The sequence below is a fragment of the Nocardioides agariphilus genome, assembly GCF_015352445.1.
Taxonomy (GTDB): Bacteria; Actinomycetota; Actinomycetes; order Propionibacteriales; family Nocardioidaceae; genus Nocardioides; species Nocardioides agariphilus.
The window spans coordinates 367,350-383,229 of the sequence record NZ_JADKPO010000001.1 but is presented as its reverse complement, the minus strand read 5'-3'; the positions used below and the strand labels follow the sequence as shown (position 1 = coordinate 383,229).

Sequence of the window (15,880 nt, the reverse complement as noted above, 5' to 3'; positions counted from 1 at the left end):
CCGGGTCAAGACCCACGCCCGCTGGACCTACCACCGCCTGCCCGACGACGGCTACCGATGGACGACTCCGTCCGGACGGGTCATCGACACCCCACCACCGGCAGCTCGTAGGCCGGCGGCGGTACGGCCCGGCGGCGGACCGGGCCAGCCAGGGCAAGCGAGTCGAGGACGATGAGCAGGCTCGCGAGGGTGCGCTCGAAGCCATCGTCGCCCAGCGCGTCGCGGAAGCGAGCGTCGAGGTCGCGGCGCGCTGCCCTTGCCTTGGCGACCGCCCGCCGTCCGCGAGGCGTCAGCCGGACGGGGTGACGCCGTCGATCATCGGGATCTGGCACCGCTTCCACGTGGCCGAGCCCGACGAGCTCCTTGAGGGTCTTGGAGACGGCCTGCTGGGTGATGCCGAGCTCGACGGCGATCTCTGTGGCCGTGCTGGGTCCGACGAGCAAGCGCTGCACGACGTACCCGTGCCCGTGGCGCAGCCCGGTCCCCCTCAAGGCTGCAAGCACGACTCCGCTCACGGCGTCACCGGCCAAGGTCAGGGCCGAGGCGAGGTCGAGGTCAGGCAGCTCCTCAATCACACAACCATAGTTGTGTATATTGCCGATCATGACAAGTGGAGTTGAGGATGTGGTGCGCCGCTACTTCGAGGTGGTGGCCGATCTCGGGTCTACCGAGGACGAGCTGAGGCCGTTGCTCGCCGAGGGCCTACGGGTGACCGAGCACCCCAACGCCATCACGCCTCAGGGCGCCGTCCGGGACCTCGACGAGACCGTGGCGGGATTCCGTGCCGGCAAGGCACTGTTGAGCGAGCAGGCCTTCGAGGTCGAGGAGATCTTCACGGCGGGCGACCGCGTCGCCGTCAAGGCAACGTGGCGCGGCACGGTTGGCGTCGACGCCGGCCCGTTTCCGGCGGGTCTGGAACTCGTCGCTCACGTTGCCGCCCTGCTGACAGTCCGCGGCGGCGTGATCTGCGAGCACGAGACCTTCGACTGCTACGAGCCCATCGGACCGCTGGTTGAATGACGCGGGTGCCCGACCGCCTGTTCGTCGACCGGAGGCTCGCTGCGGTCTACGACCCGCTGGATCCCGACAGAAGCGACCTCGAGGCCTACCTCGCGATCGCGGACGAGCTGGGCGCACGCACGGTGCTCGACCTGGGATGTGGCACGGGGACCTTCGCGATCATGCTGGCCGCGCGGGGGCTCGACGTGACGGGCGTCGACCCGGCGGCCGCCTCGGTCGACGTCGCGCGTCGCAAGGAAGGTGCTGGGCGCGTCCGCTGGGTGGTCGGCGAGATCGATGCCGTGGCCGACCTGAGGTTCGACCTGGTGACGATGACCGCCAATGTGGCTCAGGTCTTCACCACGGACGAGTCGTGGCGCGACGTGCTCGCGCGAGCGCACGACGTACTGCGGCCCGGAGGACACCTGGTCTTCGAGACTCGCGACCCGGATCGGCAGGCGTGGCTCGAGTGGACACGTGAGCAGTCGACCACCACGGCCGATGTCGAAGGCGAAGGCCGCGTCGAGTCGTGGCACGAGGTGACCGATGTCGAGGGCGAGCTGGTGACCTTCCGTTCCACGCTCGTCTTCCACGACGCGACGATCACCTCGCAGTCCACGCTCCGCTTCCGCGACCGGCATCAGGTCGGGCGCGACCTGGATGCGGCCGGGTTCGTGACCCTCGACATCCGCGACGCCCCAGACCGCCCCGGCCGAGAGCTGGTGTTCGTAGCCAACCGGCCCGACGACTCGCTGGCCGGCAGCAAGGAGCGCGGCTGGCGCGAGCTCGGTGTGATCGACGAGGCGCTCCTGCGCGGTGAGATCGACGAGGAGGGCTGGCACCAGCGGGTCCTCGAGATCGTCGAACCTGCCTACCTCGCTGCGACCACCCCTCAGGGCCAGTCCGGCAACAGCGGCGACGGGGTCCGGTGGGAACAGGCCCGCCGGCTGCTGCTGGACGCCGTACCTCGCCGCGAGAGCCCGGTCGTGGTGCTCGACATCGGCTGCGCAAACGGGCACCTGATGGAGTCGCTCGTCGCATGGGCGGCCGAGGAGGGCCGTCACGTCGAGCCCTACGGCGTCGAGATATCCGCTCGCCTGGCAGACCTCGCCAGGGCCCGCCTCCCCGAGTGGGGCGACCGGATCTGGACCGGCAACGCGATGAGCTGGGTGCCGCCCAGGAGGTTCGAGGTCGTGCGTACCGGTCTGGACTACGTGCCACCACGTCGCCGCGCGGAGTTCGTCGAGCGGCTGACCGCCGAGGTCGTCGCCCCGGGCGGACGGCTGGTCGTGGGGGTGTTTAACGAGGAGAAGGACCGCGACAGCGTCGCGGATGCCTTGCGGGGCTGGGGATTCCAGGTCTCGGGCTCGACCTCGAGGGCGCATCGTGATGCCCGGCTCCGCTACAAGGCGGTGTGGGTCGACTGCTGACCGATCTCAGACGTCGAACGTGACGCCTTGGGCGAGGGGCAGGTCGCCGGAGTAGTTGACCGTGTTGGTGGCGCGACGCATGTAGGCGCGCCAGGCGTCGGAGCCGGACTCGCGGCCACCACCGGTCTCCTTCTCGCCGCCGAAGGCTCCGCCGATCTCGGCGCCGGACGTGCCGATGTTGACGTTGACGATGCCGCAGTCCGAGCCGGCCGCCGACATGAACAGCTCGGCCTCGGCCTGGTCTTGGGTGAAGATCGAGGACGAGAGCCCTTGTGGCACGGCGTTGTTGAGGGCGATCGCCTCGTCGAGGTCGTCGTAGGCCATCACGTAGAGCAGGGGCGCGAACGTCTCGGTGTGCACGACCTCCGACTGCTCCTTCATCCGAACGACCGTGGGCCGCACGTAGTAGGCGCCTGCGGCCTCCGCATCCAGCACTCGCTCGCCGCCGACGACCAGCTCGCCGCCCGACTCCTGAGCGGCCGAGACGGCGGCTGCGTACGACGAGTGGGCGCGCTCGTTGACCAGCGGCCCGACGAGCGTGCCCGGCTCGAGCGGCGAGCCGATGGGCAGCTTGGCGTAGGCAGCGGCCACGCGGTCGGTGACGGCGTCGACTACGGAGGTGTGGGCAATCACGCGTCGCATGCTCGTGCATCGCTGACCGGCTGTGCCGGCGGCCGCGAAGACGATGCCGCGCGTCGTCAGGTCGAGGTCGGCGGACGGCGCCACGATGGCGGCGTTGTTGCCGCCGAGCTCCAGGAGCGACCGCCCGAAGCGGGCGGCCACGCGAGGTCCGACCTCGCGTCCCATCCGCGTCGAGCCGGTAGCCGAGACCAGGGCGACGGCCGGGTCGTCGACCATGGTGAGGCCGACGGTCGCGTCACCGAGCACCACCTGCGAGATGTCGGGGGAGAAGCCCGCCTCGTCCAGGGCGCGCGACAAGAGAGCGGCCGAGGCGAGCGCGCACAGGGGCGCCTGCTCCGAGGGCTTCCAGACCACGGGGTCGCCGCAGACCAAGGCGATCGCCGTGTTCCACGACCACACGGCCACGGGGAAGTTGAATGCCGAGATGACGCCGACGACGCCCAGTGGGTGCCAGGTCTCCATCAGGCGGTGGGCCGGCCGCTCCGACGTCATCGTGCGACCGAAGAGCTGGCGCGACAGCCCCACGGCGTAGTCGCAGATGTCCACCATCTCCTGCACCTCGCCGCGCGCCTCGGAGGTGATCTTGCCGACCTCGATCGTGACCAGCGTGGCGAGGTCGTCGAGGTGCTCGCGCAGCAGCTCGCCGAACCGGCGCACGACGCCGCCTCTCACCGGTGCGGGCACCAGCCGCCACTCGTCGTAGGCGGTTGCCGCGCGCGCCACTGCCGCGGCCACCTGGTCGGGTGTCGACCAGGCCAACGACGCCACGGGCAGCCCGTTGATCGGGGACAGCCCGACGTGCTCGCCCGCCGCGGCCGACAGGTCGACGCCGCAGGCGCGCGCGGCGGACTCGGCGAGGGCGCGCAGATCGGTCTCGGACGGAAGGCTCATGCGAACGACGATAGGGCAGCGACCACGTCGTCCTCGGTGAGCACCACGTGGGCCGCGGCCGGGCCGAGGGGGACGAAGGAGTCCTCGGCGGTCACGCGTCGGATGGCACCGGTGTAGCCGCCCTCGACCAGCGCGGTGACGACACCCTCGGAGACGCCACCCGACCGCCGCGTCTCGTCGACGACGAGGATCTTGGGGAACGCCGCGACGACCGACAGCAGGTGCAGCACCGGCAGCGGCACCAGCCACCGCAGGTCGAACACCGTGGCCGCGACCCCTGCTCGCTCGGCGGCGCGCTTGGCCATCGAGACCCCGTTGCCGAACGTGACGACGAGCACCTCCCGCCCACCCCAGTGGAGACGGCCGGTCTCGCGGTCGGACTTGCCGGGTCGCCATCTTTCGGGGGGTGGGTACGGCGCGGAGTGGTCCTTGTCGTGGTACATCGCGGTCGGCTCCAGCAGCACGCCCACCCTGCCCTCGCCCGCAGCCATCCCCGCCAGGGTGCGTAGCAGCTCGGGGGCCTCGGCCGCGCTGGAGGGGCACGCGACGACGATGCCGGGGATGTCGCGCAGGACGCCGATGGCGTTGTCGTTGTGGAAGTGGCCCCCGAAGCCCTTCAGTGAGGCCAACGAGGCGATCCGCACGACCATGCCGTTGGAGTACTGGCTGTCGGAGAAGAACTGGATCGTGGCTGCCTCACCGCGCAGCTGGTCCTCGGCGTTGTGGAGGTAGGCCAGGTACTGGATCTCCGCGATGGGGAGCAGTCCGGCCAGCGACGTGCCCAGGGCCAGGCCGAGGATCGTCTGCTCGTCGAGGGGCGTGTCGAAGACCCGTGTCGATCCGAACGTCTTCTGCAGCCCCAGCGTCACGCCGTACACCCCGCCCTTGGTGCCGACGTCCTCGCCGAGCACGATCGCCTCGGGGCATGCGGCGAGCACGTCGGTGAGCGCGGCGTTGACCGACTGCGCGAGCGTGAGCGGACCGTTCTCCTCCGGGAGCCCGCGCGGGAAGGAGTCCTTGCGGTCGGCGGCGGCCGCGATGCTGGTCGCACGCGTGCGTCGCTCGAGCGGACGCATCACCTCCTCCGCGGAGCCCAGCCGGTCTGCGGGGACGGCGTCGCGGACGGCCCCGGCGACGCGTTGGCGGGCGGCGTCGTACCTGGCCAGCACGGCGCCGGGTGACCACCCGGCGTCCACCAGCGCGCGGGCCGCGCCGAGCAGCGGGTCGCGTGCGTAGTCGGCTTGCACGTCCCGCTCGCGGCGGTAGCCGAGCTCCGCGTCGGAGCCGGCGTGGCCGAGGAAGCGCACCGTGCGCAGATGCAGGAAGACCGGTGAGCGGGAGGACCGGACCCACTCGGCGGCCTCGGTGGCCGCTCTCAACGCGGCCGGGGCATCGGCGCCGTCGGCTGCGACGTACTCGAACCCGGGCCGGGTCGACAGGGCCTCCTCGACCCAGCCGGGCGGGCTGGGCACCGAGATGCCCCAGCCGTTGTCCTCGCAGACGACCAGCAGGGGCAGCGGGAGCTTCTGATGGACGGCGTGCCCGGCCGCGTTGAACGCGCCGACCGCGGTCGAGTGGTTGATCGAGGCGTCTCCCAGGCTGGCGACGACGACCGCGTCGTCGGGCCACGGCGTCGTCACGCCGATGCGCTGGGCGCGGTGGATGCCGAACGCGAGTCCCACCGCTCGGGGCAGGTGCGAGGCGATCGTCGAGGTCTGCGGGATGACGTGGAGGCGCGGGTGACCGAACACCTTGTGACGCCCGTGCGAGATCGGCTCCTTGCGAGAACCGGTCAGTCCGTGGACGACGTCGCGGACGGGGTCGATGCCGTCGACCTGTGAGGCGCGTGCGCAGTAGAAGCCCCCGGAGCGGTAGTGCAGCAGCGCCGGGTCGTCGGGCCGCAACGCCAATGCGACCGCTGCGTTGCTCTCGTGGCCGGCCGAGCCGATCGTGTAGAAGCCCTCGCCCTGGGCGTGGAGCTCGCGAGCCGCGAAGTCGAGGTGCCGGCTGAGGGCCTGTGCCTCGAAGAGCTGGGGCAGACGGGGGTCGCTCTCCCCGGCTTCGCCCCCAGGTTCGACACCGGGTTCAACACCGGGTTCAACACCGGGTTCAACACCGGGTTCAACACCGGGTTCAACACCGGGTTCAACACCGGGTTCACCACCGGGTTCGACACCGGAAGACCAGGAGGCGACCGTCGACCGGAAGTACTCATCGAGGGCCACGGTCACCCGCCCCACTATGCCGGGCGACGGTCGACGGGTCAGCACGGCCCGAAGTACGTCGCCGAGTTGCTCGTACTCGGACTACTCGAGCGACGACTTCTTCATCGAGAACACCCATCGGCGGTGCGGGTGCTCGCTGACCGACCAGAACCGCTCGGTGGAGGGCCAGTACGCGATGTCCTCAGGTCCCATCGGAGTCGCCCACCGGTGCTCGTGGAAGTCGCCCGGCGTGCCGACGTACACGCTGCCGGGCTTCCATGGGCCGTGGGAGACCGTGACGTGGTAGCGGCCGTCGACGATCGAGGCACCTTGCATGCGGGAGACCCCGCCGTCGTCGACGCCGATGGGCCGTGAGAGCCCGTCATCGTCGGTGCGCAGCATCAGGGTGTCGGGTTCGAGGTGGTAGCGCGCGAGGCGGGTGGACTGTCCGGTCCGGCCGTACTCGCCCGCGACGAGCGACGGCGGATCGGCACCGCGGTCGAGCGAGAGGAACGAGTAGCGCAGCTTGTCGAACCCGTCTTCGGCGTAAGCACGGTAGGAGAACCGCACCGGCAGCACGTAGCGGTAGCCCAAGGATGCGAACCGCGCGCCGTGCGGGCCCAACTGGTAGGCGCGCGTACCCCGCGCGTCGGGCACGCGCATGATGTCGTCGACCTTGCAGGTCATCAGGCCGCGCGCGGTGGCGGCAACGTGCAGGTAGGGCCCGTTCCAGACGACCCCGCCGGCGTGCACGCGCAGAGGACGCAGGACCAGCTCGCCGTGCTGGTCGAGCACCGGCACGACCAGCAGCGCGTGCCGGTAGCGCAGGCTCGCGAGGTCGATGAAGGTGACCCGCACGCCGCTCTCGTCCTTGGCGTACCAGCTGACCACCAGCACGTGCTTGCCACCGATGTCCTCGGTGTCGGAAGCGTCGGCCGAGGTCGAGACGCCTTGCGGCCACCACCGCATGTCGCCGCGGTCCTCACGGTCGAAGGCGAAGCCCCAGTCCACCGCCTGGCCGAGGCGTCCGCGGCCGAGCAGGAACGTACGCCGCGCCTGGCGGTTGAGGTCCCCCAGCACGGCGTCGACCCCGACCCGTCCGTCGAGGAGCCCGGCCAGAGCGTCGATCTCGCGCACGTTCTCGTCGGTGCGGCGTAGGTGCACCCCGACGACTGGCCCCTCGGTCACGCCCGCCAACCTACTGTCATGCCTGCCACTCCTCGGGTCGTCGTCGGTGCGGCGATCGTGCGTGAGGGTCGCGTGCTGGCCTGCCGGCGTACGGCGCCGGTCGAGGCCGCCGGCAGGTGGGAGCTGCCCGGCGGCAAGGTCGAGCCGGGCGAGACGCCCGAGGCGGCGCTGGTGCGCGAGGTACGTGAGGAGCTCGGCGTCGAGGTCCGCGTCTCGGGCTGGCTGTCCGCGGAAGCAGAGATCCGCGAGGGGTTGGTGCTGCGCGCCGCCTACGCGACCCTGGTCGCCGGCGAGCCGGCTCCCGTCGAGCACGACCAGGTGCGCTGGCTCTGCGCCGAGGAGCTCGACGACGTCGACTGGCTCGAGCCCGACCGGCCATTCGTAGACGAGATCCGCGCAGCGCTCGCTGATTGAGGAAGGCGCGCTACCCCACGCTGGTTGAGGAAGGCGCGCTACCCCACGCTGGTTGAGGAAGGCGCGCTAGCGCCTGTCTCGAAACCAGACAACGCCGACCACCATGGTTTCGAGACGGTTGCTGCGCAACCTCCTCAACCAACAACAACCACCCCCGCTGGTTGAGGAAGGCGCGCTAGCCCCCCGCTGGTTGAGGAAGGCGCGCTAGCGCCTGTCTCGAAACCAGACAACGCCGACCCTGATGGTTTCGAGACGGTTGCTGCGCAACCTCCTCAACCAACAACAACCACCCCCGTGGTTTCGAGACGGTTGCTGCGCAACCTCCTCAACCAACAACAACCACCCCCGTGGTTTCGAGACGGTTGCTGCGCAACCTCCTCAACCAACAACAACCATCCACCATCGGCAGGACTGTCGCACCCACGGCCTACGCTCGAACCCGTGAGTTCCGTACCCGAGCAGCGCATCCTTCTCGTCCACGCCCACCCCGACGACGAGACCATCCAAAACGGCGCGACCATGGCGCGCTACGTCGCGATGGGCCGCGGGGTCACCCTGGTCACCTGCACGGCAGGGGAGATGGGCGAGATCTTGGTGCCCGAGCTCGAGCACCTCGCTGCCCACAAGGACGACCAGCTCGGCGAGCATCGCCGCGACGAGCTGGCCGATGCGATGAAGGAGCTGGGTGTCACCGACCACCGCTTCCTCGGCGGCTTCGGCGCCTACCGCGACTCCGGCATGCAGTGGCACGCCGACGGCTACGCGATCCCCGCCGACGACACCCATACCAACGCCTTCTGGAACGCCGATCTGCGCGAGGCCGCCGACCACCTCGTCGAGGTGATCCGCGAGGTTCGTCCCCAGGTGCTGGTGACCTACGACGAGTTCGGCAACTACGGCCACCCCGATCACATCCAGGCGCACCGCGTCGCGACCTACGCCGCCGCACTGGCCGCAGTGCCTTCCTACAAGCGCGAGCTCGGCGAGGTCTGGGACATCGCCAAGATCTATTGGTGTGCGATGTCCGAGACCCGCTTCCGCATGATGCTGCGCCGGCTACGCGAGGACGGCGACACCGAGACCTTCGAGGGCATGGACCCCGACGGCGACTTCGGTCCGTGGGTGACCGCCGACGCCGACATCAGTGCGCGGGTCGACGGCACCGCCCTGCTCGACACCAAGCTGGCCGCGCTGGCGCGGCACCGCAGTCAGGTCGAGGAGGACGGCGTCTTCTTCCGCGGGGCCGAGAACGGCCAGTCGATGTTCGGCGAGGAGTTCTACCGGCTGGCCAAGGGCCAGCAGGGTCCGGTTGACGACCATGGGTGGGAGACCGACCTGTTCGCCGGCCTCTGAGCGCTCTCTACGATGACCGCGTGACGAGCAAGCCGGGGGTGCCCACGCAGCGTCCCGACAAGCGCGAGCGGGCGGGGTTCCGTGTCGTGCTGGTCACCTTGCTGGTGCTCGGTGCGCTCATCGGTGGCGGTTACGTCGCGGCCTACCTCGGCGCTCAGGACAAGACCCCACGGGGGACCGAGGTCGGTGGTGTGGACGTCGGCGGCCTCACTCTTGTCGCGGCTGCCGCAGCCCTGCGCGATGGTCTCGCCGCACGCGCCGATGCGCCGGTCACCATCGAGGTGGGCGGCGAGACCCAGACAGCGAGCCCGGCCCAGCTGGGCCTGGGAGTCGACTACGTCGCCTCGGTGCGCGAGGCGGGTGCGGGTCGTAGCTGGGACCCGGTCTGGATCTGGAACTACTACACCGGCGGCGACGATCTCGACCCGGTGGTGTCGGTCTCCGAGCCGGCCATGCAGGACTACCTGGCGACGCTCGCCGAGTCCACCGGGACGCCCGCGGTCGACGGCCAGGTCACCTTCAAGGGCACCCGGGTGCGCGAGGTGAAGCCGCGTAGCGGACGCGCCATCGACCCCGAGCAGGCACGCGAAGCGATCGTCGCGGCGTACCTCTCCGAGGACCCGACGGCGAGCCTGGACCTGGTGTCGACGGCCCCCGACATCGACGCGGACGACGTGCGCGAGGCGGTCGAGGGGTTCGCCAACCCGGCGGTCTCGGCAGCCGTCACCTTGGTGTTCGGGGAGGACCGCGTGCGGCTGAGGCCACGCGACTTCGCCTCCGCGCTGTCGTTGCGGCCCGTCGACGGCAAGCTCGAGCCGCACGTCAACCAGAGGAAGCTCCTCCGCCTCGTCGAGGAGCAGGTCGCCAGCGACGGCGGCGCGCCGGTCGACGCGACGGTTGCTCTCGTGGGTGGTCGACCGAAGGTGATCCCGGCCAAGCCCGGGGTCGAGTTCGACCCTGACGAGGTGACCGCGGCGTTCACGGCAGCGTTGGCCAAGCCCGAGGGCGAGCGTGAGGCGCGCGTCGACGCCGAGGTGCGGCAGGCCGACTTCACCACGGCCGATGCGAAGGCGCTCAAGATCGTCGAGCAGGTCTCGACCTTCACCACGTACTTCCCCTACGCCGACTACCGCAACACCAACATCGGCCGTGCGATGGAGCTGATCAACGGCACGGTGCTCAAGCCCGGAGAGACGTTCTCGCTCAATGACACCGTGGGCGAGCGCACCGCCGAGAACGGCTTCGTCAAGGGCTTCATCATCGAGAACGGCATCTTCAAGGAGGACTACGGCGGGGGCGTCTCGCAGTCGGCGACCACCACGTTCAACGCCGCGTTCTTCGCCGGGCTCGAGGACGTCGAGCACAAGCCACACTCGTTCTACATCGACCGCTACCCCGTCGGCCGCGAGGCGACGGTGGCCTGGCCGAGCGTCGACCTGAGGTTCACCAACGACACGCCCTACGGCGTCCTGATCCAGGCCGGCATCACCCCGAGCTCGTCGAGTGCGCAGGGGAGCGCCACGGTGACCATGTGGTCGACGAAGTACTGGGAGATCACCACGTCGGCCTCCGACCGCTACAACCTCACCTCACCCAAGATCCGCCGGCTCGACACCGAGGACTGCTATCCCAACGAGGGGTACGGCGGCTTCGACATCGACGTGACGCGTCACTTCCACCTGCCGAGCGACCCCTCGCAGGACCACGACGAGGTCATGCACACCCACTACACGCCGTCGGACACCGTCATCTGCGAGTGAGGACGGCGTCGAGCTCGACCTCGACCACCCAGCGCTCGTCGAGCAGGCCCGCGACCACGAGCATGGTGGAGGCCGGCCGCACGTCGGCGAACACCTCGCCGTGGGCCTGGCTGGCCGCAGCCTCATGGGCTCGGTCGGTGAGGAACGACCGGGTGCGCACCACATCGGCGGGCGACCCGCCGAGCTGGGCGAGCGCGTCGAGCGCGATCTCCCAGCACCGGCGGGCCTGGGCCAACGGGTCGGGGTCGACCTGCCCGTCCGGCCAGATCGGAGCGGTGCCGGACACGAAGACATGACGTCCGGTCCGGACGGCCCGGCTGAACCCGACGGTCTGCTCGTAGGGCGACCCCGACGAGACACGCTCGGTGCTGGGGTCGTTCATGGGGTCAGCCGGTGCAGGTCACGGGGGAACAGGGTCACCTCACGGATGTTCGCAGACTCGGTGAGCCGCCCGACGAACCGCTCCAGCCCGATCGCGAAGCCGCCGTGCGGAGGGATGCCCCGCCGGAACGCCTCGACGTACGACGCGTAGGGCGCATACGGGTAGCCGCGCTCCTCGAGGGTGCGGACGTAGTCGTCGTAGCGGTGCAGCCGCTGAGCCCCGCTGACCAGCTCGACCCCGCGGAAGATCAGGTCGAAGGACCTGCTCCAGTGCGGGTCGGCGGGGTCCGGGTGGCTGTAGAACGCCCGGTTGGCGGTCGGGTAGCCCTCGACGACGACGAAGTCGCTGCCGTGCTCGGCCTTGGCCCACTCACCGATCGCGCGCTCGTGTGCCGGCGCCAGGTCCGGCTCGTCGGCGGGCGCGCCGGCGATCTCCAGGGCCTCGCGGAAGTGCAGCAGGGGGATCTCCTCCAAGACGTCGGGCAGCACGAGACCGAGGCGCTCGACGGCCGGGCCGGCGTACTCGCGCACGGCCGCGACCATGCCGGCCACGACGTCACGCAGGCACGCGATCACCTCGTGGTGGTCCTCGATGAAGCCGAGCTCGACGTCGAGGCTGACGTACTCGGCCAGGTGCCGGACCGTGTCGTGCGGCTCGGCGCGGAAGACCGGCCCGACCTCGTAGACGCGTTCGAAGACCCCGACCAGCACCTGCTTGTAGAACTGCGGACTCTGGGCGAGGTACGCCGGCCGGCCGAAGTAGTCGACTGCGAAGACGTTGGCGCCACTCTCGGTCGCCGACTCGACCAGCTTGGGCGAGGCGACCTCGGTGAAGCCGGTCGCGTCGAGGGTCTCGCGGAACCCCTTCAGGCTGGCTGCCGCGAGCTCCCACTTGGCCCGTTGCATCGGGTGCCGCCAGGTCACGGCGGCGTGGTCGAGCAGGGTCGGCAGGCCTGCGTTGAGGGTCGGTCGCCAGAGCTCGACGGGCGGTGTCTCGGCGTCGTCGGAGAGGGCCGTGATCCTCGGCTCGGTGAGCTCGACACCGCCGGGTGCCTGCTCGTTGGCGGTCGCCGTGCCGGTCACCTCGACAGGCGTCTCCTCCGGCGGCACCTGGTCGGCGGCCTCGCCGCGGACGACGACCTGGGCCAGGCCGGTCCGGTCGCGCACGACGAGGAACGTCAGCTGCGCCAGCTCGCGGCGGCGGTGCACCCAGCCCTGGATCCGGACGGGTTGGCCAGGGGTCGCGGCGGGCAGGTCGGCACAGAGCGTGCGGGTGTGGGTGGTCGGGCTTGGCGAGACCATGGTTACCTCCAGTAGGCGGAAGCCCTGGAGGTGTGGGCGGGGGCAAGGTCGCGGTGCCACCACACCTTCGCCGATGAGTCATCGGCCTCTCGTCGGTACGCCGGACGCGCGGACCCCGGCTGCTCGCGATGGAGAGAGGGTTGTCAGGCCTCACCGGTGCCGGAGCAAGGGTATCGAGACGAGGTCGTGTGCTGAAACGGCTTTCCTGGCGGCCACCTCAGCACACGACCTCGTCAGCTCGGCGTGAGGTACGCGTAGGCGTGGTGGGTGCTGAAGCCCATCGAGGCGTACATCGCCAGGGCCGGGTCGTTGTCGCCCAGCACCTGCAGGTAGGCCGTGGTCGCGCCCTGCTCGGCGCCCCACGCGACGAGCGCAGCCATGATCGTCCGACCAAGGCCGCGTCGGCGGTGCTCGGCGGCGACCTCGATGCCGCGGAAGCCGACCCAGTCGTCGGCGTAGGCCGCGACTCCCTGCGCGACTCCTCGCAACGAGGCCGTCGCCGTGCCGCCCTCCACCGTGAGCGCGACCGGTTCGTGGTCGACCGACCGCAGCGCACGGCGTACGGCGGCCACGGAGGCCAGCTGGAACAGGGTGTCGGCGTCATGGCTCTCCGGCACCCATCCGAGGCCCTGGAAGAAGGAGCGCTCCTCCGACTCGCCCAGCACCGCGGCCACGGCGGGCCTGCCAGAAGCGGCGTAGTGCGCCTGGACGGCGGCCACCTCGGCCCGCCCGAAGTCGCCCTCGCCGGGGAAGGCGAGCACGGAGTTGGCTCGCCGCGCGCTGGCCGTCGCGGACGAGCGCAGCAGCCAGCCCGAGGGGCCGGGCACCTCCACGACCTCCAGGTCGGGGAAGAGCGCGAAGCCGCGCACCTGCGCGTCCCGGGGCGACACACGGTGTCGGGGTGAGGGGCGCGGCGGCACCGGCTTGCCGGACACGATGTCCGAGAGCGGGATGACGACATCGGGTCCGCCTGCGTCCGGCGCTACGACGCAGACCCCCTCGCCCCAGGCCACGCACACACCCAGCAGGTCGGTCATGGCCGGGCCACCCGACGGACCGGTCTCGCCGGCCAGCATCCGGCGGACCACGATGCGGTTGCCTACGACATGTGGGCCCAAGGAGCGGGCCTGCGCGGACGTCGACACGTCCCGAAGACTAGGCTGGCCCCGATCTGACACCCGTCCGCATCTACGGTGCGAAACAGGAGGAACTGGTGACCTACGTCATCGCCCAGCCGTGCGTCGACCTGAAGGACCGGGCCTGCGTCGACGAGTGTCCCGTCGACTGCATCTACGAGGGCAAGCGGATGCTCTACATCCACCCCGACGAGTGCGTGGACTGTGGTGCGTGTGAGCCGGTGTGCCCGGTCGAGGCGATCTTCTACGAGGACGACACGCCGGAGGAGTGGAAGGGCTACTACGACGCCAACGTCCACTTCTTCGACGACCTCGGCTCGCCCGGTGGCGCCGCCAAGCTCGGCGAGATCGACCACGACCACGAGCTGGTCGCGGCGCTGCCGCCCCAAGAGCACGACGAGTGACCCCACCCGTTGGTTGAGGAGGCGCGTCAGCGCCGTCTCGAAACCGGGGTCTCCCAGCGACTCCCTGACTTCCCCTGGGACCAGCTCGCGCCAGCGGCCGAGCGCGCTCGCGAGCACCCCGACGGCATCGTCGACCTGTCGATCGGCACCCCTGTCGACCCGACGCCCGAGGCCGTCCGCCGCGCACTCGCGCACGCCTCCGACAGCCCCGGCTACCCGCTGACGATCGGACGGGTCGACACCCGCCGGGCCGCCCTGGACTGGATGGCCAGGCGCCTGGGGGTCACCGGCGTCGCCGGTCTCGACACCGACGCCGTCATCCCGGCCATCGGCTCCAAGGAGCTGATCGCCACCCTCGCCCTTCATCTCGGCGTCGGGCCGGGTGACCTGGTCGTCTACCCCGAGCTCGCCTACCCGACGTACGACGTCGGCGCTCGACTCGTGGGTGCTCGCACGCTCGCCGCCGACTCGCTGACGGCGATCGGGCCGGAGACGCCACGACTGCTGTGGCTGAACTCGCCGTCCAACCCGACCGGACGCGTGCTACCCGCCGAGCACCTGCGCAAGGTCGTCGACTGGTGCCGGCAGCGGGGGACCGTCTTGGTGTCCGACGAGTGCTACATCGAGCTCGGCTGGGAGAGCGAGCCCGTCTCCGTGCTGCACCCGGACGTGTGCGGCGGCTCGGCCGATGGCCTGCTCGCCATCCACTCGCTGAGCAAGCGCAGCAACCTGGCCGGCTACCGCTGTGCCTTCGTGGCCGGCGACCCGGTGCTGGTGGGCGAGCTGCTGGCCGTCCGCAAGAACCTCGGGCTGATCATGCCCGGCCCGCAGCAGGTCGCGATGGCGACGGCCCTGGCCGATGACGTCCACGTCGAGGAGCAGCGGGAGCGGTACGCCGCCCGCCGGGCGCTGTTGCGGCCGGCCCTGGAGGGTGCCGGGTTCCGGATCGACCACTCGGAGGCCTCGCTGTACCTCTGGGCCACCCGTGGCGAGGACTGCTGGCAGACCGTGGCCGGCCTCGCCGAGCTCGGGATCCTGGCGGCCCCGGGCGCGTTCTACGGCGCCTCCGGCGCCAGGCACGTGCGCGTCGCGCTGACCGTCACCGACGAGCGTGCCGCTGCTGCCGCCGCGCGCCTTGCCAGCAGCTGAGGCAAACGGCTTGTCAACGCGGTTGGCAAAGCGTCTGGTAAAGAACTCTGTGAGCTGAGATATTCATCCAGCCGGCCTTGCGGAAAAGAGTAAAGACCGATATTCGCGAAACCAAGTACGCGATTATCGGCCTTTACCTACAAACTAAAAGAGCCGCGGCGCCCGCCCCCCCAGACGGGCGCCACAGCCTTTTAGAGAACATGCGCCTCTCTCAGCAGACCGAGGCGTCGTACAGGTCTCTCGCCTCGATCTGGTGCTCAGCCAGCCGGCCCGGCACACGAACGGCGCTGATCGCGTCCATCCGCACTACCGAGTGGTCGTTCTGAGCGTCCACGAGTACCACTCCGTACCCGTCCACACCCGCGACGACACCGGTAAGCCACTGGCCCCCGACCAGCACCTCCACTATTGCGTCATGGTCGTGCGCCCGGTTGAGCGCAGTTCCCATTGTCAAGATCGTGGAACTCTGCATGTTCCTGATCACCCCCCCGCTTTGCCGAAAAGCCCCCTCCTCGGCGTTGAAGAGAAAGTTAGCCTGCGATAAGCGCTGCTGTCTGCCCCTCTGTGCAACTGATTCCGTCGTGTCGTATCAGTGTGCCTCTGGGAGCGGTCACATTCAGGCAAACC

General features: G+C 70.2%; 15 protein-coding genes. 7 read left to right on the top strand and 8 right to left on the bottom strand.

Annotation, left to right across the window (positions count from 1 at the left end; all coding sequences use genetic code 11):
- Window positions 1-80 precede the first annotated feature (80 nt).
- On the bottom strand, window positions 81-575 hold the full coding sequence (locus tag ISU10_RS01965; RefSeq protein ID WP_194694645.1) for a MarR family winged helix-turn-helix transcriptional regulator: 495 nt from the start codon (window positions 573-575) through the stop codon (window positions 81-83).
- A 28-nt stretch (window positions 576-603) separates the two neighbouring features.
- Here ISU10_RS01965 and ISU10_RS01960 point away from each other — a divergent pair, with 28 nt between their 5' ends.
- A complete protein-coding gene (locus ISU10_RS01960; protein WP_194694644.1) occupies window positions 604-1,020 on the top strand; it encodes a nuclear transport factor 2 family protein in 417 nt (138 codons plus the stop codon).
- Between the two features lie 5 nt (window positions 1,021-1,025).
- Window positions 1,026-2,429, top strand: a complete 1,404-nt coding sequence (locus ISU10_RS01955) for a class I SAM-dependent methyltransferase (protein ID WP_370864561.1) — start codon at window positions 1,026-1,028, stop codon at window positions 2,427-2,429.
- A 6-nt stretch (window positions 2,430-2,435) separates the two neighbouring features.
- Here ISU10_RS01955 and amaB read toward each other — a convergent pair whose 3' ends face one another.
- The 3 genes from amaB to ISU10_RS01940 all read right to left on the bottom strand — a co-directional run bounded on the left by amaB (window position 2,436) and on the right by ISU10_RS01940 (window position 7,354).
- Complete coding sequence (amaB, locus tag ISU10_RS01950; RefSeq protein ID WP_194694642.1) at window positions 2,436-3,962, bottom strand: L-piperidine-6-carboxylate dehydrogenase; 1,527 nt, start codon at window positions 3,960-3,962, stop codon at window positions 2,436-2,438.
- The gene (locus tag ISU10_RS01945) at window positions 3,959-6,193 is read right to left on the bottom strand and encodes a thiamine pyrophosphate-dependent enzyme (protein WP_370864560.1); all 2,235 of its coding nucleotides are present in this window, start codon (window positions 6,191-6,193) and stop codon (window positions 3,959-3,961) included. The genes amaB and ISU10_RS01945 overlap by 4 nt, the downstream gene beginning before the upstream one ends.
- A 75-nt stretch (window positions 6,194-6,268) precedes the next feature.
- Window positions 6,269-7,354, bottom strand: a complete 1,086-nt coding sequence (locus tag ISU10_RS01940) for a hypothetical protein (RefSeq protein WP_194694641.1) — start codon at window positions 7,352-7,354, stop codon at window positions 6,269-6,271.
- 18 nt (window positions 7,355-7,372) lie between these two features.
- Between ISU10_RS01940 and ISU10_RS01935 the strand changes: the two genes are divergently transcribed.
- From ISU10_RS01935 to ISU10_RS01925, 3 genes are all read left to right on the top strand, one after another.
- Window positions 7,373-7,768, top strand: a complete 396-nt coding sequence (locus ISU10_RS01935; RefSeq protein ID WP_194694640.1) for a (deoxy)nucleoside triphosphate pyrophosphohydrolase — start codon at window positions 7,373-7,375, stop codon at window positions 7,766-7,768.
- A gap of 441 nt (window positions 7,769-8,209) precedes the next feature.
- Entirely contained in the window at window positions 8,210-9,121 is a 912-nt protein-coding gene (gene mshB / locus ISU10_RS01930) for an N-acetyl-1-D-myo-inositol-2-amino-2-deoxy-alpha-D-glucopyranoside deacetylase (RefSeq protein WP_194694639.1), read from the top strand.
- Window positions 9,122-9,141: 20 nt separating this feature from the next.
- Window positions 9,142-10,881 (top strand): VanW family protein, encoded by a 1,740-nt coding sequence (locus ISU10_RS01925; RefSeq protein ID WP_194694638.1) that lies wholly within the window; start codon window positions 9,142-9,144, stop codon window positions 10,879-10,881.
- On the opposite strand, the gene ISU10_RS01920 is transcribed toward ISU10_RS01925, so the two are convergent.
- From ISU10_RS01920 to ISU10_RS01910, 3 genes are all read right to left on the bottom strand, one after another.
- Complete coding sequence (locus tag ISU10_RS01920) at window positions 10,868-11,263, bottom strand: RidA family protein (RefSeq protein WP_194694637.1); 396 nt, start codon at window positions 11,261-11,263, stop codon at window positions 10,868-10,870. The genes ISU10_RS01925 and ISU10_RS01920 overlap by 14 nt on opposite strands.
- A complete protein-coding gene (gene aspS / locus ISU10_RS01915; RefSeq protein WP_194694636.1) occupies window positions 11,260-12,564 on the bottom strand; it encodes an aspartate--tRNA(Asn) ligase in 1,305 nt (434 codons plus the stop codon). The genes ISU10_RS01920 and aspS overlap by 4 nt, the downstream gene beginning before the upstream one ends.
- 233 nt (window positions 12,565-12,797) lie before the next feature.
- Window positions 12,798-13,709 (bottom strand): GNAT family N-acetyltransferase, encoded by a 912-nt coding sequence (locus ISU10_RS01910; RefSeq protein WP_194694635.1) that lies wholly within the window; start codon window positions 13,707-13,709, stop codon window positions 12,798-12,800.
- Window positions 13,710-13,777: 68 nt separating this feature from the next.
- Between ISU10_RS01910 and fdxA the strand changes: the two genes are divergently transcribed.
- Together fdxA and dapC are read left to right on the top strand one after the other, a co-directional pair.
- Window positions 13,778-14,104, top strand: coding sequence for a ferredoxin (fdxA, locus tag ISU10_RS01905; RefSeq protein ID WP_194694634.1), 327 nt, complete (start codon window positions 13,778-13,780; stop codon window positions 14,102-14,104).
- 9 nt (window positions 14,105-14,113) lie between these two features.
- Window positions 14,114-15,253 carry a succinyldiaminopimelate transaminase gene (gene dapC / locus ISU10_RS01900; RefSeq protein ID WP_194694633.1) on the top strand — a complete coding sequence of 380 codons (1,140 nt, stop codon included), beginning with the start codon at window positions 14,114-14,116 and terminating at the stop codon, window positions 15,251-15,253.
- A 211-nt stretch (window positions 15,254-15,464) separates the two neighbouring features.
- Here the strand turns inward: dapC and ISU10_RS01895 are convergent, their stop codons facing one another.
- On the bottom strand, window positions 15,465-15,701 hold the full coding sequence (locus tag ISU10_RS01895) for a hypothetical protein (RefSeq protein WP_194694632.1): 237 nt from the start codon (window positions 15,699-15,701) through the stop codon (window positions 15,465-15,467).
- Between the last annotated feature and the right edge of the window lie 179 nt (window positions 15,702-15,880).

Excerpts from the sequence above, each read along its gene's own strand:
- ISU10_RS01960 (WP_194694644.1), top strand. The coding sequence starts at position 604 with ATGACAAGTGGAGTTGAGGATGTGGTGCGCCGCTACTTCGAGGTGGTG.
- amaB (WP_194694642.1), bottom strand. The coding sequence starts at position 3,962 with ATGAGCCTTCCGTCCGAGACCGATCTGCGCGCCCTCGCCGAGTCCGCC.
- ISU10_RS01935 (WP_194694640.1), top strand. The coding sequence starts at position 7,373 with ATGCCTGCCACTCCTCGGGTCGTCGTCGGTGCGGCGATCGTGCGTGAG.
- ISU10_RS01920 (WP_194694637.1), bottom strand. The coding sequence starts at position 11,263 with ATGAACGACCCCAGCACCGAGCGTGTCTCGTCGGGGTCGCCCTACGAG.
- aspS (WP_194694636.1), bottom strand. The coding sequence starts at position 12,564 with ATGGTCTCGCCAAGCCCGACCACCCACACCCGCACGCTCTGTGCCGAC.
- ISU10_RS01895 (WP_194694632.1), bottom strand. The coding sequence starts at position 15,701 with ATGGGAACTGCGCTCAACCGGGCGCACGACCATGACGCAATAGTGGAG.